At 63.2% G+C, this 18,666-nt stretch carries 20 protein-coding genes; 4 read left to right on the top strand and 16 right to left on the bottom strand.

Annotated features, from left to right (window positions below; translation table 11 throughout):
- Positions 1–199, top strand: a 199-nt coding sequence (locus C1H84_RS18345) for a hypothetical protein (protein WP_181728176.1), incomplete at its 5' end; no start/stop codon positions are given.
- 78 nt (positions 200–277) lie between these two features.
- On the opposite strand, the gene C1H84_RS15895 is transcribed toward C1H84_RS18345, so the two are convergent.
- The 4 genes from C1H84_RS15895 to C1H84_RS15880 form a co-directional block, all read right to left on the bottom strand.
- Positions 278–1,843, bottom strand: coding sequence for a transporter (locus tag C1H84_RS15895; RefSeq protein WP_113607944.1), 1,566 nt, complete (start codon positions 1,841–1,843; stop codon positions 278–280).
- The gene (locus tag C1H84_RS15890) at positions 1,819–2,583 is read right to left on the bottom strand and encodes an ABC transporter ATP-binding protein (RefSeq protein ID WP_113607943.1); all 765 of its coding nucleotides are present in this window, start codon (positions 2,581–2,583) and stop codon (positions 1,819–1,821) included. Before C1H84_RS15890 ends, C1H84_RS15895 begins: the two co-directional genes overlap by 25 nt.
- Before the next feature lie 139 nt (positions 2,584–2,722).
- Entirely contained in the window at positions 2,723–3,634 is a 912-nt protein-coding gene (locus C1H84_RS15885) for a co-chaperone YbbN (protein WP_181728175.1), read from the bottom strand.
- Positions 3,635–3,636: 2 nt separating this feature from the next.
- Positions 3,637–5,352 carry a hypothetical protein gene (locus C1H84_RS15880; RefSeq protein ID WP_146956147.1) on the bottom strand — a complete coding sequence of 572 codons (1,716 nt, stop codon included), beginning with the start codon at positions 5,350–5,352 and terminating at the stop codon, positions 3,637–3,639.
- A gap of 161 nt (positions 5,353–5,513) precedes the next feature.
- Between C1H84_RS15880 and C1H84_RS15875 the strand changes: the two genes are divergently transcribed.
- A complete protein-coding gene (locus tag C1H84_RS15875; protein ID WP_113607950.1) occupies positions 5,514–6,917 on the top strand; it encodes an AI-2E family transporter in 1,404 nt (467 codons plus the stop codon).
- Between the two features lie 27 nt (positions 6,918–6,944).
- On the opposite strand, the gene C1H84_RS15870 is transcribed toward C1H84_RS15875, so the two are convergent.
- Entirely contained in the window at positions 6,945–7,325 is a 381-nt protein-coding gene (locus C1H84_RS15870) for a hypothetical protein (RefSeq protein ID WP_047118755.1), read from the bottom strand.
- Positions 7,326–7,385: 60 nt separating this feature from the next.
- On the opposite strand from C1H84_RS15870, the gene nucS reads away from it, so the two are divergent.
- Positions 7,386–8,081 carry an endonuclease NucS gene (gene nucS, locus C1H84_RS15865; RefSeq protein ID WP_053797791.1) on the top strand — a complete coding sequence of 232 codons (696 nt, stop codon included), beginning with the start codon at positions 7,386–7,388 and terminating at the stop codon, positions 8,079–8,081.
- Positions 8,082–8,170: 89 nt separating this feature from the next.
- On the opposite strand, the gene C1H84_RS18095 is transcribed toward nucS, so the two are convergent.
- Positions 8,171–8,887, bottom strand: coding sequence for a hypothetical protein (locus tag C1H84_RS18095; protein WP_146956145.1), 717 nt, complete (start codon positions 8,885–8,887; stop codon positions 8,171–8,173).
- A gap of 162 nt (positions 8,888–9,049) precedes the next feature.
- On the opposite strand from C1H84_RS18095, the gene C1H84_RS15860 reads away from it, so the two are divergent.
- The gene (locus tag C1H84_RS15860) at positions 9,050–10,258 is read left to right on the top strand and encodes an N-acetylglucosamine-6-phosphate deacetylase (RefSeq protein ID WP_047118753.1); all 1,209 of its coding nucleotides are present in this window, start codon (positions 9,050–9,052) and stop codon (positions 10,256–10,258) included.
- A 199-nt stretch (positions 10,259–10,457) separates the two neighbouring features.
- Here C1H84_RS15860 and C1H84_RS15855 read toward each other — a convergent pair whose 3' ends face one another.
- From C1H84_RS15855 to C1H84_RS15810, 10 genes are all read right to left on the bottom strand, one after another.
- Positions 10,458–10,886, bottom strand: coding sequence for a DUF2550 domain-containing protein (locus C1H84_RS15855; protein ID WP_052772306.1), 429 nt, complete (start codon positions 10,884–10,886; stop codon positions 10,458–10,460).
- Positions 10,887–10,894: 8 nt separating this feature from the next.
- Positions 10,895–11,164 (bottom strand): F0F1 ATP synthase subunit epsilon, encoded by a 270-nt coding sequence (locus tag C1H84_RS15850; protein ID WP_047118752.1) that lies wholly within the window; start codon positions 11,162–11,164, stop codon positions 10,895–10,897.
- A gap of 2 nt (positions 11,165–11,166) precedes the next feature.
- The gene (gene atpD, locus C1H84_RS15845; RefSeq protein WP_047118751.1) at positions 11,167–12,615 is read right to left on the bottom strand and encodes a F0F1 ATP synthase subunit beta; all 1,449 of its coding nucleotides are present in this window, start codon (positions 12,613–12,615) and stop codon (positions 11,167–11,169) included.
- Between the two features lie 33 nt (positions 12,616–12,648).
- A complete protein-coding gene (locus tag C1H84_RS15840) occupies positions 12,649–13,542 on the bottom strand; it encodes a F0F1 ATP synthase subunit gamma (protein WP_113607941.1) in 894 nt (297 codons plus the stop codon).
- A gap of 78 nt (positions 13,543–13,620) precedes the next feature.
- Positions 13,621–15,258: a F0F1 ATP synthase subunit alpha gene (gene atpA / locus C1H84_RS15835; protein ID WP_047118749.1), complete on the bottom strand. Its 1,638-nt coding sequence runs from the start codon at positions 15,256–15,258 to the stop codon at positions 13,621–13,623.
- A gap of 124 nt (positions 15,259–15,382) precedes the next feature.
- On the bottom strand, positions 15,383–16,195 hold the full coding sequence (locus C1H84_RS15830; RefSeq protein ID WP_047118748.1) for a F0F1 ATP synthase subunit delta: 813 nt from the start codon (positions 16,193–16,195) through the stop codon (positions 15,383–15,385).
- A complete protein-coding gene (locus tag C1H84_RS15825) occupies positions 16,195–16,749 on the bottom strand; it encodes a F0F1 ATP synthase subunit B (protein WP_047118747.1) in 555 nt (184 codons plus the stop codon). The genes C1H84_RS15830 and C1H84_RS15825 overlap by 1 nt, the downstream gene beginning before the upstream one ends.
- Before the next feature lie 80 nt (positions 16,750–16,829).
- Positions 16,830–17,036 carry an ATP synthase subunit C gene (locus C1H84_RS15820; RefSeq protein ID WP_022876338.1) on the bottom strand — a complete coding sequence of 69 codons (207 nt, stop codon included), beginning with the start codon at positions 17,034–17,036 and terminating at the stop codon, positions 16,830–16,832.
- A 105-nt stretch (positions 17,037–17,141) separates the two neighbouring features.
- The gene (gene atpB, locus C1H84_RS15815; RefSeq protein WP_047118746.1) at positions 17,142–17,954 is read right to left on the bottom strand and encodes a F0F1 ATP synthase subunit A; all 813 of its coding nucleotides are present in this window, start codon (positions 17,952–17,954) and stop codon (positions 17,142–17,144) included.
- A 263-nt stretch (positions 17,955–18,217) separates the two neighbouring features.
- Positions 18,218–18,652, bottom strand: a complete 435-nt coding sequence (locus tag C1H84_RS15810) for a hypothetical protein (RefSeq protein WP_047120647.1) — start codon at positions 18,650–18,652, stop codon at positions 18,218–18,220.
- Positions 18,653–18,666: the final 14 nt, after the last annotated feature.

The raw sequence follows: 18,666 nt of genomic DNA, 5'->3' as shown, positions 1-18,666 counted from the left end.
GGAAACGAACTTGGACAAGATCGCTCCGGGGTGCAAGAACCACCACATCGAGTTCGACCATGAGGTGATCAAGATCGTGTGGGTGAAGGGCCTGCCGTGGGTGCTGCTGCCCAAGGACAGGGATCCGGCGCAGCGGTTGCGCAGGAATTACAGTCCACCGGGCGTCCCGACCAGCATCCCGCTACCGGACTCCGACTGATTCCTCTCCCAGCGGTACCCACGAAAAAGTGGGGCTGCCATTCGACTATTCGAATGGCAACCCCACCATGTGCACCAGCTATCGGTTGATCATGACCGCTTGCATGAGTTCAGACTGGCGGCGATCGAACCACTTGCCACCCAAATGCACGCCACCGATCAGCATCCCGACACCGAGCAGGAGTCCAATACCCAGCGCGATGAACCCTGCAACCTGCGACTGCGTCGTCCAGGAAATCACAGCCGGGATGATCACTGGAATCAGCAGCACTGCCATGAAACCCATGGTGCCCATCTGGGTCAGCGCTACACGCAGGCCGTTGCCCGGAGGTGTCTTCATCGGGTTCTCGCCCGGCAGCGGCACGGCGTAGGTGTAGCGTGCCGAGACAACGGATGAGACGCCCAGCGATACCAGGAACGCGGCCAGCGACAAGCCCAGATCACTTGGCAGACGCCACAGCTGGTCGGACAGGATGGCAGGAAGCGTTGCCGCCAGCAGCAGCGGGATGATGCCGATGGCGAAGCAGGCCATGACGCGTCCAGCCCGGTCGGCCTTGCCCGATACCCCCGTCAGCACATGCAGGGCGAAAGCGGTGTTGTCATAGGAGACATCGGCGGAGATCGCGAAACCCATCAGGATGCCGATCAGCGGGCCGAGCGCGAACATCATCGTGTACTCCCCCGACTGGCGTCCGGCGAACCAGAAGATCAGCGGCAGCATCGGCACCATCAGGATGCTCAGCGCGTACCGCGGATCCTTGAACCAGTAGGTCAGCGAGCGTGCCGCCACGGCTCCGGTGGGAGTTGCCGGCAGCAGCTTGAAGAATCCCAGCCCGCGGGCAGTGGCCGCACGCTGTTGCGCAGGGGGCGCGACGGTCGCGGCCCCGGTAGCCCGGACCAGCAGCAGATACAGGCCCACCAGGTAGACGACTCCCAGCACGGCGCACAGCGCCAGCTGCGCCATGTTCCCGGTGGCCAGTGCCCCAGGCAGGGCGGCGAAGGCGCCGAGCGGCGTGTAGGCGAGCACCGCGGAGATCGGGTTGATCCAGTCGGCGATGCTCTCCGCCGCGGCGAACACCGACGACAGCAACGGCCCGAGGGAGACCAGCAGCAGGAAGAGCAGGGCGAAGGTCAACTCGCGGAAACGCCGCTTGGAGCGCAGCGCAGTGGCCATGATGGTCAGGTACTGGCAGACCAGCACCGCCATGATCGCGGTGGCAACCGCGCTGACCAGGGCCAGAGCGAGCACCGCCGGATCCAGCCGCCACATCATGGAGGCGCCCAGCAGGCCCAGGAAGGTCAGCACGGCGGGCACCGAGATGAACCCGGCGAGCACCAGCGCGGGGGCCAGCACCTTGGTATCGATGCCGAAATGCACAAAGCGGGCCGGCTCCAGCGTTAGGTCGACACCGGTGAGCAGCGGCGGAATGACCGCCCAGCCCAGCACCACGGCCGAGCCGATGATGATGGTCAGCTGGCCCGGGAACGGGTTCTGCTCCGCGGTAGCCCAGCTCGCCCCGGAGAGCAGCACGACCATGCCCAATGCATAGAGGCCGCCGATGATCACCGCGACCAGCTGGCCGGTGGACCGCTTGAAGCCGTTGCCCAGCAGACGGAGTTTCAGTTGGAGGATGTGCGCAACCATGACAGCCCCTCGTTCGTAGCTCGTCCGCCGACCAGGTCGACGAAGCGTTCTTCCAGGGACTTGCCGGCGCGGACGTCGTCGACGGTTCCCTGGGCCTTGAGCACGCCGTCGGCGATCACCGCGACGTGCGTGCACATGCGCTGGACCAGGTCCATCACGTGCGAGGAGACGATGACGGTGCCGCCCAGCTGGACGTAGCCGTTCAGGATGTCGCGGATGTTCGCCGCGGAGACCGGGTCGACCGCTTCGAAGGGCTCGTCGAGCACCAGCAGGTTCGGCGAGTGGATCATCGCGGTGGCCAGCGAGATCTTCTTGGTCATGCCCGCGGAATAGTCGACGACGAGCTTGTCGCCGTCCTGCGTCAGGTCCATGACGCGCAGCAGGTCTTCGGTGCGGATCGCGACTTCCTCGCGGTCCATGCCGCGCAGCAGGCCCGAATAGGTCACCAGCTGGCGGCCGGTCAGCCGGTCGAACTGGCGCACCCCGTCGGCCAGCACCCCGAGGGTGGCCTTGGCCGCGTGCGGGTCCGCCCAGATGTCGATCCCGTTGACCAGCGCGGAGCCCGCATCCGGGCGCAGCAGCCCGGTGGCCATGGAAAGCATCGTGGTCTTGCCGGCGCCGTTGGGCCCGACCAACCCATAGAAGGAGCCGGCGGGAACCTGCAGGCTGACGTTGTTCACTGCGACCTTGGCCCCGAATTGCTTGGCCAGGGAGCGAATATCTAGTGCGATCGGATTCATGCCTCGAGCCTAGCAACAGCCCAAGTCATCCATCATCATCCTTTTGAATTAATCCGCGATCGACAAAGGGCGCCGATGCCTCACGAGAATACTTCTCGAGGTGCACCGGCGCCCTGGGCGTTGGCGTGGAACCGCGTTGCTAGAAGAGCACGCGGGCCAGCTTCTGGCGCGAGGCGGCGACCCGCGGATCGTTCGTGCCGATCACCGCGTAGAGCTCGACCAGGCGGCGGCGGACGCGTTCGCGTTCCTCGTCGGCCAGTCGGGCCACCAGCGACACCAGGCGGGAGAAGGCATCCTCCACATGGCCGCCGACGATGTCCAGGTCAGCCACGTTCAGCTGGGCGTTCAGGTCGTCGGGGTTCGAGGCCGCTTCGGCGCGGGCCTGGTTCAAATCAAGGTTCTGCGTACGCGAAAGCAGGCGCACCTGATAGAGGCCCACCTGGGCTTCGTGGTCGTTCGGCTTCTCGTTCAGGGCCTGCATGTAGGCGGCCTCGGCGGCGGCGTAGTCGCCCTCCTCGATGGCGTCCACCGCCTTCTGGTGCAGCGGCGGCAGCGCAGGCTCCGCAGGGGCTCCGGCGAACGGCGGCACGGTGCCGCCCAGCCCCTGCTGCGCGGCCAGCTGCTCCAGCTGCCCGAAGACCTGCTCGATCTGCTCCTCGCCGGCCGGGCCCTGGAACAGCGGCACCGGCTGGCCGTTGACCAGCGCGACCACCAGCGGGATCTGCTGGGCCTGGAAGGCCTGGGCGATCTGCGGGCGCGCCTCGGCGTCGACCAGGCCGAGCACGAACTTGCCGCCGCGAGCGTCGACGAGCTTGCGCAGCGAGGCGTCCAGCTCGGTCGAGGCAGGCACGCGCGGGGAACCGAGCGACACGATGGCCGGAACCCGCTGGGACAGGCCCACGAACTGCTGGAATGCCGCTTCGTCCAGCTCCATGGTCCAGGTCGCGCCGGCTTCCGGCGCAGTCGCGTCGGTGGCCTGCAGGCGGTGCGAGGACAGCGCGCTGAGGTCCACGGCGCCGCGGGACGATGGGATCGTTGGCTCTTCGCTCACGGTTACTTCACTTCCTTCACGTTCAGCAGCACTACCTCGGCCGCAATCAGCTGAATCTTATCCTCCGAGCCCTCGGCCGGCAGGTAGAACATGACCGGTTCGGCGTAGTTGATTTCCACGTCGCCGGTGGAGCTGGCCTTGCCCAGCAGCTTCTTGGTCAGCTCGTCGGTGCCCTCCAGCGGATCGGAGTCCTCGGTGCGCTCGAACACCGCGCGCTGGTTCAGCTTACCGGTCACGATCGCGCCGCCGTCGGGGGTGGAGACTACGCGGGTGTCGCCCTCGGTCACGGTGCGCGCGTACTTGACCTTCGCTTCGTTCGCATTCTGCGACTCGGTCTTCTGGCCCGCGTGGATGGCCTTGATGAACTCGGACTCGGCGAACTTGTCCTTGTTCTTCGACTTCTCGTTGGTCAGCACGTCGGCCAGCGACTTCAGCGCGTCCTTCGGGGTCTGCTGCAGGCCCTTGGCGTTCGCGTCCAGCTGCTTGATCGACGGGTCGCCGACGGCGATGCCCGGGAAGCTGGCGCCGGGCAGCATCTGCTCGGCGAAGATCACCTGGTAGTTGTCGCGGGCGGTGGCCTGCACCAGGGTCAGCGCCTGCGGCAGGGTCTCGGCGTCCGAATCCTTGGCGGTCACCACGGTGATCACGCGCGGGAAGCTGGCGTCCGAGGTGTTGGGCACGGCGGCCGAGCGGATCACCGAGGTATTCAGGGTCAGCGGCTTGGCGACCTTGATGTCGTCGTTCAGGATGTCGTAGCGGCTGGAGCGGATGTACTTGAACGCGCCCGCTGCACGGGATTCGAGCAGCTTCTTATCGCGCTTCTCATCGGCGTTGCCGATCTGCTTCTGCACATCGCCCAGGATGCGGGTCAGCTGCTCCTCGGTGACCACCGGGAAGGCGGTCGGCTCGGACTCGGCCGGGGCGGATGCCTCGGCGGACTCGCTGGCCTGCTCGGTGGCGCTCGGCGAAGCGCTTTCGGTGGCGTTCTGGGCCGGCGACTGCGAGGCGTCCTCGGACGGGGCCATCGGCAGGGCCACGCCGGAGACGGCCAGCGCGACGACGGCCACGGCGGCCACGGAGTTCTGGGTGGTGCTCTTGGCCTTGGCCGGTGCGGCGGCGCCTGGCTTTGCGGTGCGCATCACCAGCAGCGCCAGCCCGAAGACCAGCAGCAGCGCGCCGGCGATGATCAGCGGCAGCGCGAACGGCATAGCTTCGTCGTTGGCGTAGGTGACGGAGATGTCCACCGGGGCGGCGTCCTTGCCGCCGGCGGCCAGCAGCAGCGACCAGTCGCCGGTGTCCGGGGCGGTCCAGCGGTAGGTCATGGTGCCCTGCGCGGTCTGCGAGTCGAAGAAGATGTCGGCGTTCTTCGGATCCGGCGCGGTGGCGTCGCCCTCGACGAAGTTGGCCTGCATCTGGTGGTTTTCGGTGTCGATGCCGGTGACGGCTGCGTGGGCGGTCTTGCCTACCCAGGCCTCGACGTCGTAGCTGCGTCCCAGCGAGGCGGTGAATTCGCCCTCGCCGCTGATGACCAGTTCGACCGGGGCGAGCTTTTCGGAGTTCACGCTGGATTCAATCAGCGTCAGCGGGGCCTTGCCGTCGAACTGCGGCATGGTAGCGGTCACCGTTTCGGGCGGAGCCCAAAAGGTCTTCTGCCCGATGCCGACAATCAGGGCCGCGGCCCCGAGCAGCATCGCGATCACGGAGATTACTTTTCGCACGATTTCACCTATTCACCTACGTCTCACAGCTGTACTATCCCCAGTCTAACGAGTCCGGTGCCCGCATGGTTCCTGCCACTGCCTGTGAACTGCCTCAATCGCCCAAGTCCGCGGTGTCTTTGGGCACACCGAAAAGCCGTTTGCGCGGTATGCTCGGTGCCATGCAGTCAGATCAGCCGCACGAGCCACACGAGCCAGCTCCGCACACCGGCCAGATCCCCTCCGCCGCGGGGGAATCGGACGGCCGGCAGAACCCGTCGCCGGCCGATCCGCTGCACCAGCTTCCCCGTCGCCAGCACCGCGACCCTGACGCTGAATCCGCCGCTGAGCATCCGGCGCCTGATACCGCATCAACTCCGCGGGTTCCCTTGACGCAGCCTGCGGCCCCGCGCGGCGAGTCCCCCGCCCCAGCCGAGAAGGCTTCGCTGCGCCGCCGGCTCGCCCGGCGTCTGACGGCCATGCTGAACACCCCGCGCCACGATGCGCTGGGCGAGGTGCCCTATGACGACCAGGGCGCACCGGATCCGATCCCGGCGCTGCACCCGATCGCCATGGGCTTCCTGGGCACCACCGGCGTGGGCCTGGCCCTGGGCGGATACTACGTGCTGACCAATGTCGGATCGCTGCTTACCTGGATCGCGATCGCGTTGTTCATCGCGCTGGGACTGGACCCGGTGGTGCGCTGGATGGTCTCGAAGGGGCTCAGCCGTCCGCTGGCGGTGACCGCCACGATGTTCGGCATCCTGGCGCTCTTCGGCGGATTCATGGCGCTCATCATCCCGACGCTGGTCACGCAGATCACCTCGTTCATCACCGATGCGCCGACCATCATCAACAACTTCCTGAGCAGCGACTGGCTGGTGCAGATCGACCGCCAGTACGCGTTGACGCAGCGGCTCGACGACGAGGTCAACCGATTCTTCGGCGACTCCGGCGCGATCACCAACGTCTTCGGCGGCGTGCTGGGCGTCTCGCAGACCGTGGCGCAGTCGATGTTCGGCATCCTGATCGTGCTGGTGCTGGCGATCTACTTCCTCGCCTCGCTGCCCGCCATCATGGCCTTCGGGCTGCGCCTGGCCCCGCGTTCCAAGCGCGAACGCGCCGGCGAGCTGGCGGTGCGCATCACCAGTTCGGTCGGCAACTACGTGATGGGGCAGGCCACCGTCGCGTTCCTCAATTCGCTGGTGGCGCTGCTGCTGATGACGATCCTGGGCGTGCCGTTCGCGGCGCTGCTCACCTTGCTGGTCGCGGTGCTGGCGTTCATCCCGCTGGTCGGCGGGGTCATCGCCGGCATCCTGGTCACGCTGGTGACGCTCTCGCTGGGCTGGCAGACGGCGCTGATCTACGCGCTGTGCTATTTCGGCTACCTGCAGCTCGAAGCGTACTTCGTCTCGCCGCGCATCATGCGCCGCGCGGTGGCGGTGCCCGGCGCCGTCGCGGTGATCTCCGTGATCGCCGGCGGCACCTTGGCCGGGGTGACCGGAGCCCTGATGGCCATCCCGGTCGCCGCCAGCGCGATGATCCTGCTGCGCGAGGTGTTCATCGCCCGGCAGGACCGACTCTAGGAATTCCCTGCGGCTGTCCTGCGGCAGCTAGTACTTGTAGGAGCGGGTTTCCCAGCAGCGCGGATGCCAGTGGCGCCGGGCGGTGGCCGCTGCGTCGTCCCCCGACCAGTGATCCGCGCGCCAGGCTACCAGGTGCGCCACTCCCACGGTGATCTGCCGGTGGCAGCCCGGGCAGGTGTAGGTCTTCTGGGCGTTCAGCGGGGAAATCTTGCGCACATGCCACTGGCCGTCGGGCGCGTCCTGCAGCATGACCACCCCGTAGCGGGCCCGTTGCATCCAGTCGTCCTCGCGGCGCGCCGACCCGAAATCCGCCTCGGAGTCGGCCTCGTAGCGCGATCCTCCGCCGGAGGCACCCCGGGAATTGCCTCGGGGTTTGGACTGGCGGCGGGGGCGGTTCGAACGTGGCATGTCATTAATCATGCCGTATCCCGGGCGCGTGCACCGCACGCACCTAGTAGAGTGTGTCAGGTGCGTTTAGTGGTTGCGAAGTGTTCAGTAGATTACGAAGGCCGCCTGCGGGCCCACCTCCCATTGGCTACCCGCCTGATCATGGTGAAGGCCGACGGCTCGGTGCTCATCCACTCCGACGGGGGCAGCTACAAGCCCCTGAACTGGATGAACCCGCCGCTGACCCTGCGGGAAGGCTCGCCCGACGAGGAGGCCGCCGCACTGGGCTCGGTGACCACCTGGACCGTGGCCAGCGCGAAGACCGACGACCGGCTGACCATCCAGTTCCACTCGATCGAGCACGACTCGGCCCACGAGCTGGGCAACGACCCGGGCCTGATCAAGGACGGCGTGGAGGCCGACCTGCAGCGCCTGCTGGCCGAGCAGATCGAGCTGCTGGGCGCCGGGCACAAGCTCATCCGCCGCGAATACATGACCGCGATCGGCCCGGTGGACATCCTGGCCCGCGACGGCGAAGGCGCCACCGTAGCCGTGGAGCTCAAGCGCCGCGGCGACATCGACGGCGTGGAGCAGCTGACCCGCTACCTGGAGCTGCTCAACCGCGATCCCCTGCTCAAGCCGGTCTCCGGGGTGTTCGCCGCCCAGCAGATCAAGCCGCAGGCCCGCACCCTGGCCGAGGACCGCGGCATCCGCTGCCTCACCCTCGATTACGATGCAATGCGCGGAGTCGACGACTCTGAGGGACGCCTCTTCTAGGTCTAAGGCCGAAGTCGGCAGTTCTTTTCACGGAAAGTTCCAGTCAAGTGCTGACGGAACATTTGCTCCGACTATTGCCCGAACGTGAATTACAGTGAAGGGCAATTCACACTGCCTCCAGGCTTTCCGCTAGGGCTTAATTGCTTCACGTAGACTTTCGTGAAGTCCGGAACAGTTGATTTTGATTTATCGCACGCTTCTGATTCCAGTTCGTACGGACCATAGAAAACGATATATAGCAATGTATCGTTCGAAGACTGCTGAGCTAATGAATTGCAGCTCCCTTTGGTGACTGCATACTGGCTACCCGGGTATTTCTCCAACGCTTCTGTGACTTCATCGGCATAAGCCGACTCATTCTTGCTGTTTCTCACGATGACAATGTACCGCTCATCACATGGAAGAAAAGTTATAGGAGTTCCTACCGCCAAGTCGCCGTTTGAATTTGATTGCGCATTGGCTCCACTCAGGTCACGAGGTGCCTTTAATTGATTTTCCGTTCCCTTCGGGGTGACGCTATCTGAAACTGGAGGCAACGAGTTTGAGGGGGCGTCACTTATTTGTGATTCATGGATGAGCCCAGGGATCCTGTGCCTATCGACGATTCCCATGTCGACCATCGCTGGGCCTACTGCGACAATCAGGCTCAAGGCAGCAACGCCTAATCCCAACACAGTCAAGATATGATTTCGATCCTTGCCTTCACCATTCTCCGTTCGCTTTTTCATAGTCAAAGAATGGCACCATGAGATAAGTGCTCCAAGGGTTGAAAACAACATTCTCACCGGCAAAAAATAGTCCTGCACAACAACGAATCTATTTCGGGTTCGATCCACGTGTATTCACGTCCAGTAGATGTGGTTTAGCGAGGCTCGTCGCCAGTTCAAAGTCCAGCTCCTGTTGCCCCGCGCAAGACTGCCATGCGCGACATCAGTGTCACTGCCAGCAACTGTGTCTAAGCTAGGAGCATGACTGCTTCGCGCTTAGTACTGTTCGCCACCCTGGTCTCCGACGGAATGAAGGTCACCGATGGCGCACTGGCCATCGAAGATGACCGCATCGCCTTCGCCGGCAACCGCGACGACTTCCTCGCCAAGGAGGACGCCGGCCAATTCGCCGTGCATCCGGTGCCCGAGGGCGCCGTCCTGATCCCCGGACTGATCGACTTGCACTGCCACGGCGCGGTGGGCGCCGATTTCGCGGCCCCGGAGCACCAGGCGGTCACCGAGGCCCTGGGCTACCTGCACAAGGCCGGCACCACCACCTTGCTGGCTTCCCTGGTCACCGCCGATCGCGGCGCCATGGTGGAGGCGGCGGAAATCCTCGCCGAATTCGCCGAAGAAGGGCTGATCGCCGGCATCCACGCCGAAGGGCCGTTCCTCTCCGAGGCGCGCTGCGGCGCCCAGGACCCGCGCTTCCTGTCCAATCCGCAGCCCGAGTTCGTCGACGAGCTGTTCGCCGCTTCACGCGGCCAGCTGCGCACCATGACCTACGCCCCGGAGCTGGAGGGCAGCGAGGAGCTGATCAGCCAGCTGGTTTCCTACGGCGTGGTCCCGTCGCTGGGCCACACCAACGCCACCGCCACGCAGACCTCCGATTCGCTGCTGTTCGCCCGCGAGCAGCTGCGCAGCGCCGGCGTGGACGGCTTCACCGAGAAACCGACGGTGACCCACCTGTTCAACGGCATGCCGCCGCTGCACCACCGCGAGCCCGGTCCGGTGGCCGCCTGCCTGGAGACCGCCCAGCGCGGGGACGCCTACGTGGAGCTGATCGGCGACGGGGTGCACCTGTCCCCCGATACCGTGCGCCTGATGTTCAACCTCGTGCGCGCCCGCAGCATCCTGCTGGTCAGCGACTCCATGGCCGCCACCGGGCTGGCCGACGGCAGCTACTCGCTGGGCCCGCAGGAGGTCAAAGTCGCCGACGGGCAGGCGCGCTTGGCCACCGACGGCTCGCTGGCGGGCGGCACCGCCACGCTGCTGCAGATCGTGCGCGAGACAGTGGCCGCCGGCATCCCGCTGGTGCAGGCCGTCTACGCGGCCACCGTGAACCCCGCCTCGCTGATCGGGCTGGCCGACGAAGTCGGCTCCCTGCATTACGGCTTCGCCGCCGACGTGCTGGTGCTCGATGCCGAGCTGCAGCTGGTGGAAACCTTCCGCAAGGGCCAGCTGCTCTAGCCGCAGCGCCGTCCGCATGATGCATCGGGCCCGCCGCCTCGGAACCAGCTTCCGAAGCGGCGGGCCTTGGCATAGGCTCCCCCGTTGCCCCGACTCTGCGCACCCGGCGCATCCGGTGCGAGGTCGCAAAAAATCCCGCCTCCGGGCGGCCGTTCCACGAATGGATCGGCCGCCCGGAAGCGGGATCAGAAGTTTTTGTCTAGATCTGCCAGGAGCCGGCAATCGGCCCTGCTTCGAGCCAGGACGAGAACCCGGTATAGTCCCGGTAGTCCATCGCCAGCAGCAGGGGTTCGCCGTTGCGGGTCAGCTCAACGATCACGAAGCCCGGCGGAATCCGCAAGGCCTCCTGCTCGTCGGCGCGACGCCACCCCGTGACATCCAGCCCGCGGCGCTCGACCACGAAGCTGGGGATCGGCGAGACAGAGAAAAACCGCAACAGATCCACATGTCCGCCGCCGTAGCGGCCGATCACCATCATCCACTTGCCCTTGGGCGTGAGGATGGAGGCGTCGAAGGTGCCCAGCGTGCGCCGCAACTGAATGCGGCGCACGGCCATGGCGCCAAAAAACATGACGATGCCGGCTAGAACCAGCAGCGCTATGAGAACTGGTGCGGTAATCTCAATCAATTCATCGCCTACGCTGCGTTTTCCAGAACAGCGTTGTCAGCAACGATCACGACGCGATCCGAGTCGACCGAGAAGAACCCTCCATCGATCTGGACCGTGAAGCGGGATGCGGAAACCGGATCGATTTCCAGATCCCCAGCGGCAAGCACCGACAGCATCGGGACGTGACCGGGCAGAACTCCGATCTCGCCGTCTACCGAACGAGCCTTGACCAGCTTCGCCGGGCCGGACCACACGAAGTGGTCGGCCGCAACGATTTCGACCTGAAGTTCGGCCATCGTTACTTGCTGGCCTTCTGGATCTCAGCCCACTGGCGCTCGACGTCGTCCAAACCACCGACGTTGAAGAACGCCTGCTCTGCGATGTGGTCCAGGTCGCCATCGCAGATGGCGGTGAAGCCCTCGATGGTGTCCTTGATGGAAACGGTCGAACCCTCCACACCGGTGAACTGCTTTGCGGTGTAGGTGTTCTGCGACAGGAACTGCTGGATACGACGTGCACGTGCCACGACGACCTTGTCCTCTTCGCCCAGTTCGTCGATGCCGAGGATCGCGATGATGTCCTGCAGTTCCTTGTTCTTCTGCAGGATGGCCTTCACGCGGATGGCCGTATCATAGTGAGCCTGACCGATGTACTGCGGATCCAGGATTCGCGAGGTCGAGGTCAGCGGATCGATTGCCGGGTACAGACCGCGCGACGCGATTTCACGCGACAGCTCGGTGGTTGCGTCCAGGTGGGCGAAGGTTGCCGCCGGAGCCGGGTCGGTGTAGTCATCGGCCGGGACGTAGACTGCCTGCATCGAGGTGATCGAGCGGCCCTTCGTCGAGGTGATGCGTTCCTGCAGCAGGCCCATTTCATCGGCAAGGTTCGGCTGGTAACCCACGGCGGAAGGCATGCGGCCCAGCAGGGTCGACACCTCGGAACCGGCCTGGGTGAAGCGGAAGATGTTGTCGATGAACAGCAGCACGTCCTGGTTCTGCACATCGCGGAAGTACTCCGCCATGGTCAGAGCGGACAGTGCCACGCGCAGGCGGGTTCCTGGTGGCTCATCCATCTGGCCGAACACCAAGGCGGTGTCCTTCAGAACGTTGGCCTCGTCCATTTCGACCCAGAGGTCGTTGCCTTCACGGGTGCGCTCGCCTACGCCGGCGAATACCGAAGTACCACCGAAGTTACGTGCAACACGGGTGATCATTTCCTGGATCAGCACGGTCTTACCCACGCCTGCGCCACCGAACAGACCGATCTTGCCACCCTTGATGTAGGGGGTCAGAAGGTCGATCGACTTGATGCCGGTTTCCAGCATCTCGGTCGAGCCCTCAAGATCGGAGAACTTCGGTGCCTGGCGGTGGATTGGCCAGCGCTCGGTGACCTGGATCTCCGAGTTGTCAACGTCCAGGGCGTCGCCCAGCACGTTGAAGATGTGGCCCTTGACGCCGTCGCCAACCGGGACGGAGATCGAAGCGCCGGTGTCCTTCACGGCTGCACCGCGGACCAGGCCGTCGGTGGCCTGCAGCGATACTGCGCGAACCAGGCCGTCACCGAGGTGCTGGCTGGTTTCGAAGGTGATGGTCTTGGTTACACCGTTGAGGGTCAGCTCAGCGGTGAGTGCGTTGTAGATTGCAGGCAGTGCATCGGCAGGGAACTCGACGTCCACGACCGGGCCAATCACGCGGGCAATACGACCGGTGGCCCCTGCGGTAACCTGCTCGTTGAGTTGGGCAGTCATCTTTCTCACTTCTTGTCTGGTAGGAGGTTTCGGCTAGTCGTTCAGCGCGTCTGCGCCGGCGACGATTTCCGAAAGCTCCTGGGTGATTTCAGCCTGACGGGCGTTGTTACGCAGTCGCGTGTACTTCTTGATCAACTCGCCGGCGTTGTCGCCTGCGGCCTTCATCGCGCGCTGACGTGCAGCGAGCTCGGAGGCTGCGGCCTGCAGCTGGGCGTTGAACAGACGCGAATCGATGTAACGCGGCAGCAGTGCGTCCAGCACTTCCTCCGGCGACGGCTCGAATTCGTACAGTGGCAACAGCTCGTCGGTAGGAGTCTCGGTTTCACCCTCGACAACCTCCAACGGCAACAGACGGATAACCGTCGGTTCCTGCGTGACCAGCGACTTGAACTGGGTGTAAACAACGTGGATCTCGTCCACGCCACCCTGCTCGTAATCGTTAGCGAAGTCCTCAAGGAGGATTTCGCGCAGCTCGCGTGCGGTTTCAAATTGCGGGGAATCGGTGTTCCCGGTCCACACTCGGGCGTACTCGCGCGAACGGAAATCGAAGTAAGCCTGGGCCTTGCGGCCGACCAAGTAGGTCTTGACTTCCTTGCCATCTCCACGCAGGAGTTCCACGAGGTGCTCTGCCTGCTTCAGAACGCTGGCGGAGTAGGACCCGGCGAGTCCGCGGTCCGAAGTCATCACCAGCACCGCGGCACGGCGAACATTCGCCGGTTCCGTGGTCAGCGGGTGTTCAACATCGGCCTGGGACGCGACGGCGGTAACTGCACGGGTGATCGCATTGGCGTACGGCAGCGAAGCCGAAACACGGCTACGTGCCTTGCCGATGCGGGATGCAGCGATCAGTTCCATCGCCTTGAAGATCTTGCGCATCGACGAGGTCGAGGCAATCTTCTGGCGGTAGACCCGAATCTGGGCTCCCATGTGTGTCCTTTCCTTATTCCCAACGTTTGGGGTGCGGCGCCGTCGCCGGCGCCGTACCCCTAAACGTCAAGGAAATTGTCAGCGCTTCTGCTTGACGATCTGTTCCTGGTCGACGGACTCGGCATCCAGAGCGTCGTGCTCTTCGTGACCTGCGGCGACCAGCTGGTCGTCGCCCTGGCCGAAGAAGCCGGCCTTGAAGTCAGCAATGGCCGCCTTCATGGCGTCGACGGTCTCGTCTTCCAGCTTGCCGGTCTGGGCCAGAACGGTCAGAACCTCGGTGCGGTGACGCAGGTAGTCGATGAACTCCCGTTCGAAGCGCAGCACGTCTTCCACCGGAACATCGTCCAGGTAGCCGTTGGTGCCGGCCCACACGGAGACAACCTGATCCTCGACGGCGTACGGCTGGTACTGGCCCTGCTTCAGCAGTTCCATCAGACGTGCACCACGGGTCAGCTGCTGCTTGGATGCGGCATCCAGGTCCGAAGCGAACATGGCGAAAGCCTGCATGTCGCGGTACTGAGCCAGTTCCAGCTTCAGGGTACCGGAGACCTTCTTCATGGCCTTGACCTGTGCGGCGCCACCCACGCGGGAAACCGAAACACCCACGTCGACAGCTGGGCGCTGGTTGGCGTTGAACAGGTCCGACTGCAGGAAGATCTGGCCGTCGGTGATCGAGATGACGTTGGTCGGGATGAAGGCCGAGACGTCGTTCGCCTTGGTTTCGATGATCGGCAGACCGGTCATCGAACCTGCGCCCAGCTCGTCCGAAACCTTGGCGCAACGCTCAAGCAGACGGGAGTGCAGGTAGAAGACGTCGCCCGGGTAAGCTTCGCGTCCTGGCGGACGGCGCAGCAGCAGCGACACGGCGCGGTAGGCTTCAGCCTGCTTCGACAGGTCATCGAACACGATCAGAACGTGCTTGCCACCGTACATCCAGTGCTGGCCGATGGCCGAGCCTGCGTATGGTGCCAGGTACTTGAAGCCGGCAGGGTCGGATGCCGGGGAGGCCACGATCGTGGTGTACTCCAGGGCGCCCTGCTCTTCGAGGGTCTGGCGCACGGCTGCGATGGTCGAAGCCTTCTGGCCCACTGCAACGTAGATGCAGCGAACCTGCTTGGTCTGGTCGCCGGTGGCCCAGTTGGCGCGCTGGTTCAGAATGGCGTCGACGGCGATAGCGGTCTTGCCGGTCTGGCGGTCGCCAATGATCAGCTGACGCTGGCCACGGCCGATCGGGATCATGGCGTCGATGGCCTTGATGCCGGTCTGCAGCGGTTCGTGAACCGACTTACGCTCGGTCACGCCTGGTGCCTGAAGTTCCAGTGCACGGCGGCCCTCGGACTCGATCGGGCCCAGGTTGTCCAGTGGCTCACCCAGCGGGTCAACCACGCGGCCCATGAAGCCGTCGCCTACTGGAACCGAGAGAATCTCGCCAGTGCGCTCGACCTTCTGGCCCTCTTCGATGCCGGTGAAGTCACCGAGCACCACGACGCCGATTTCACGGGTGTCGAGGTTCTGGGCCAGGCCCAGGGTGCCGTCTTCGAACTTCAGCAGCTCGTTGGCCATGACGGAAGGAAGACCTTCCACCTTGGCGATGCCGTCGCTTGCTGCGACAACGCGTCCCACCTCGGTGCGCTCTGCCTTACCCGGTTCGTAGGAAGATGCGAACTCGTTTAGGGCATTACGGACGTCGTCGGCATTGATGGTCAAATCGGCCATCTGCAGTCCCTGCTCTCCTAAATTGTGATCCACCCAAAATCATTGGTGGATCGATGTGAATGAAGTCTGTGTTGGTCCCGGCGAGCCGGAACTTTTGCCAGGGGCACAGCCCCTGGCAAAAGTTCTAGCCGGCCAGGGCGCGGCGCAACTCGGCCACACGAGATGCCACGGAAGCGTCGACAACTTCGTCGCCCACCTTGACTACCAGGCCGCCGATCAGCGACGGATCGGTAGTGACGTTGAGCTTCAGCTGGCGACCATAAACCTTGTTCAAGCTGGTCTCCAGGCGCTCAAGCTGAGCCTCGGAAAGCTTCACAGTGCTGGTCACCGAGGCGATCCAACGCTGCTGGCGCTTGGCCACAAGCTCAACGAAACGCTCAATCAGAGCAATGGGCTTCAGCCCGCGAGGGGCCGAAATTGCCTGGGAGATCAACACCTGCGCGGTCCGCGACGCGTTGGGCACGAGTTTGAGCGCCAGAGCGCTCTTTGCCTCGGCTGGGGCCTGCGCATCATCCAACGCACGCTGCAGTTCGTGGTTAGAACGAACCACCTCGATGAAGGAGAACAGATCCTGCTCCAGCTTGGCCAGCCCCGAAGCGCCGTCCTGCTGCTCGGCCACTGCGGTCACCGCAGTGACAGCCAGCGTTTCGAGCGCATCGCTAATGTCGCGTTCCGAGCTCCAGCGAGTGGAAGCCAGCTGGGCGACGGTGGACTCGGCGTCAGCCGAAACCTTTCCGCGCAGCAGCTGTGCCAACAGGCTTGCCTTCTCGGCAGCTTCACGGGCCGGATCAGTCAATGCTCGGCGAAGACCGGCATTTGCATCCAGTACTTCCAGGACCGCGAACAGTTCCTTCGGCAGCTCCAAAGATGCCAGTGCCAACTTGGGTTCCAGGAACTCCAAAGCCTTTGCCAATGACTCGCTCGATACACTTGCCATTAGTTCGATGCACCTGCGTTCTGCTGAGCTTCCAAATCGTTCAGGAACTGATCAACCACGCGCTGGGCACGGGCATCGTCCTTCAGAGCTTCGTCAACAATCTTGCTTGCAAGTTCGGTGGCCAAAGCGCCCACGTCGGTGCGAAGCGACGACAGAGCGGCGGTGCGCTCGGCCGAGATCTGACGCTGAGCCTGCTCGCTGATGCGAGTAGCCTCGTCGGTTGCCTTGGTCTTCAGATCCTCGAGGATCTGAGCACCTTCGCTGCGAGCTTCCTCGCGGATGCGGTTAGCCTCGGTGCGAGCTTCCAGAAGCTGGGCCTTGTACTGTGCCAAGGTCTCCTCTGCTTCCTTCTGTGCTGCCTCGGCCTTCTCCAGGCCACCTTCGATCGCGGTGACGCGATCTTCGTAGGACTGCTCGAACTTCGGAGCAATCACCTTGATGACGATGAACAGAAGGACCGCGAAACCAACACCCGTGACGAGAATTTCCCACGGATTTGGCATCAGCGGATTGACCGATTCGCCCGCAGCGAGGATGAAGTCAGTGCTATTCATACTCACCATTCCTTATCTATTAGTTTCCACTTGTGTGTACGCCTCGCGATAGTGGCGAGGCCACTACAGCCGGGAAAGACTTACTTGATAACGAAGGCGAAAACCAGGCCCAGGATGGCCAGTGCTTCAGCAAGTGCGAAGCCGAGCATAGCGATTGGCTGCAGGATGCGCTGTGCCTCTGGCTGACGTGCAACGCCGTTGATGTAAGCAGCGAAGATCAGACCAACGCCGATAGCCGAACCAATTGCTGCCAGACCGTAACCGATCATATTCAGGGAGCCGCTCATGCGATTATTCCTTTCAAGATACCGTGCTTCTTGCCGGTAGGTTGTGAGGTTTTCCTTGAATCAATCAAGGAAGAACTATTGGGTTTGAGTAAAGAAGAAATGGCCTTAGTGGGCGTCGGCTTCAAGCGCGCCTTGGATGTAGATCGCGGTCAGCAGCGTAAACACGAACGCCTGCAGAACCATGATCAACAATTCGAGGAAGTACATAGCTACCGAACCGGCGATGACCAGAACACCAACACCATTCAGTGCCAGCGATTCCTGAACGACGATCAAGTGGCGTGCACCTGAGGCTGCCAGCATCACGATGATGTGGCCTGCCAGCATCGTTGCCATGAGACGCAGCGAGTGCGTCAGTGGGCGGACGATGAAGTTCGAAATGATTTCCAAAGGCACCAGCAGGATCAGCATCACCGGGCTCACGCCCGCTGGAGTAACTGCCAGCTTGAAGTAACGAATACCGTGATTCTTCAGACCTACGGCAATCCAGGTGCCGTAGATGATGATTGCCATTGCGTATGCAGAGCCAGCGTGTGAGAACGATGGAAGCTGCAGGAACGGGATGGCACCGAAGAGGTTATTCAGCAAGACGAAGAAGAACGTCGCGAACAGCAGCGGAATCCATGGACGGAAGTTCTTTTCGCCGATGATGTCGCGGCCGATGCCGTTACGCACGAAGGCGTAGCCGGACTCAGCGAGGTACTGCATCTTGCCTGGAACCAATTTAGGGTTCTTGATAGCTGCGGTGAAGAACCAAGAGATAAGCACGATCGACAGGACGATCATGAGCATCTGCTTGCCGAAACCCGTACCGTACTCAGCCATCCACGGGAAAATCTCCGGGAGGTGGGTATCGGATACGGTTGGCGGGACAAATCCGCCTTCTTCTGAGGCCATTGGGAGCGCAAACGCGAACAACGCGCTGTCCTCTCTGCAGTAACGGTCACGGGCAAAAGGCGGTGACTGGCGGTAACTGCCTTTCACCGTGTGAAGAAAAGATCAAACGGGTACTTCTCACAGCTGTCGCCGGTAGCATCAACTCTGATAAGTGCGACCCCGGGTTTCCCCGAGGATGTTTCCGATTCGTCCGCAGGCAATTAAGCGCACGGCCGAAAATGACCCGTTAGTAAGCTTATCAAACTCACAGCATCTCTCTGACATAAGCGTCAGAGCTCTTAGCCCTATTCCTCGTTATAGATGGCAAGGCGAGCCTTCATGAAGGCTCGGACCTCGCCGACCTGCCAGGCAACAAGGGATACGGCTGCAGCGAGTACGAAAGCCTGACGATCAACCCAAGCGGGCAATCCCAGGCTCAACAGAACGAAGGCGACGCCGAACACCTTGATGACGAATGTCGCCAAGAACGCGGGCATGGCCCACGAGCGGCGGATTCGTCCTGCAGCTTCAGCGATCAGAATGCCAATAGCGAAAAAGCCAATAACCACACCGGCGGCAAAAGCGCCGGATAACGCGTACTCAAGATCGGCAAGCAGCCAAGAAATCAGGAAAAAGGCTGCGGTCGCGATGATCGAGTACACCATTGACAGGCCCAGAATCGGCAACCAGATGGACTTCGATCCAGACGAAGCACTGACGCGGGCAGAACCAGAAGCCAAGTCCGCATCCTTCC

Origin of the sequence: Glutamicibacter soli (assembly GCF_003309065.1) — a bacterium.
GTDB lineage: Bacteria > Actinomycetota > Actinomycetes > Actinomycetales > Micrococcaceae > Glutamicibacter > Glutamicibacter soli.
The sequence above is the reverse complement of the archived record's forward strand: the minus strand, read 5'-3'. Positions and strand labels throughout refer to the sequence as shown.

What these genes read in the sequence shown, in the direction of transcription:
- C1H84_RS15870 (WP_047118755.1), bottom strand. Translation starts at nt 7,325, where the DNA reads ATGCCACGTTCGAACCGCCCCCGCCGCCAGTCCAAACCCCGAGGCAAT.
- C1H84_RS15850 (WP_047118752.1), bottom strand. Translation starts at nt 11,164, where the DNA reads ATGGCCGAACTTCAGGTCGAAATCGTTGCGGCCGACCACTTCGTGTGG.
- C1H84_RS15820 (WP_022876338.1), bottom strand. Translation starts at nt 17,036, where the DNA reads ATGAGCGGCTCCCTGAATATGATCGGTTACGGTCTGGCAGCAATTGGT.
- C1H84_RS15875 (WP_113607950.1), top strand. Translation starts at nt 5,514, where the DNA reads ATGCAGTCAGATCAGCCGCACGAGCCACACGAGCCAGCTCCGCACACC.
- atpA (WP_047118749.1), bottom strand. Translation starts at nt 15,258, where the DNA reads ATGGCCGATTTGACCATCAATGCCGACGACGTCCGTAATGCCCTAAAC.
- C1H84_RS15890 (WP_113607943.1), bottom strand. Translation starts at nt 2,583, where the DNA reads ATGAATCCGATCGCACTAGATATTCGCTCCCTGGCCAAGCAATTCGGG.
- C1H84_RS15895 (WP_113607944.1), bottom strand. Translation starts at nt 1,843, where the DNA reads ATGGTTGCGCACATCCTCCAACTGAAACTCCGTCTGCTGGGCAACGGC.
- C1H84_RS15825 (WP_047118747.1), bottom strand. Translation starts at nt 16,749, where the DNA reads ATGAATAGCACTGACTTCATCCTCGCTGCGGGCGAATCGGTCAATCCG.
- C1H84_RS15860 (WP_047118753.1), top strand. Translation starts at nt 9,050, where the DNA reads ATGACTGCTTCGCGCTTAGTACTGTTCGCCACCCTGGTCTCCGACGGA.
- C1H84_RS15830 (WP_047118748.1), bottom strand. Translation starts at nt 16,195, where the DNA reads ATGGCAAGTGTATCGAGCGAGTCATTGGCAAAGGCTTTGGAGTTCCTG.
- C1H84_RS15840 (WP_113607941.1), bottom strand. Translation starts at nt 13,542, where the DNA reads ATGGGAGCCCAGATTCGGGTCTACCGCCAGAAGATTGCCTCGACCTCG.
- atpD (WP_047118751.1), bottom strand. Translation starts at nt 12,615, where the DNA reads ATGACTGCCCAACTCAACGAGCAGGTTACCGCAGGGGCCACCGGTCGT.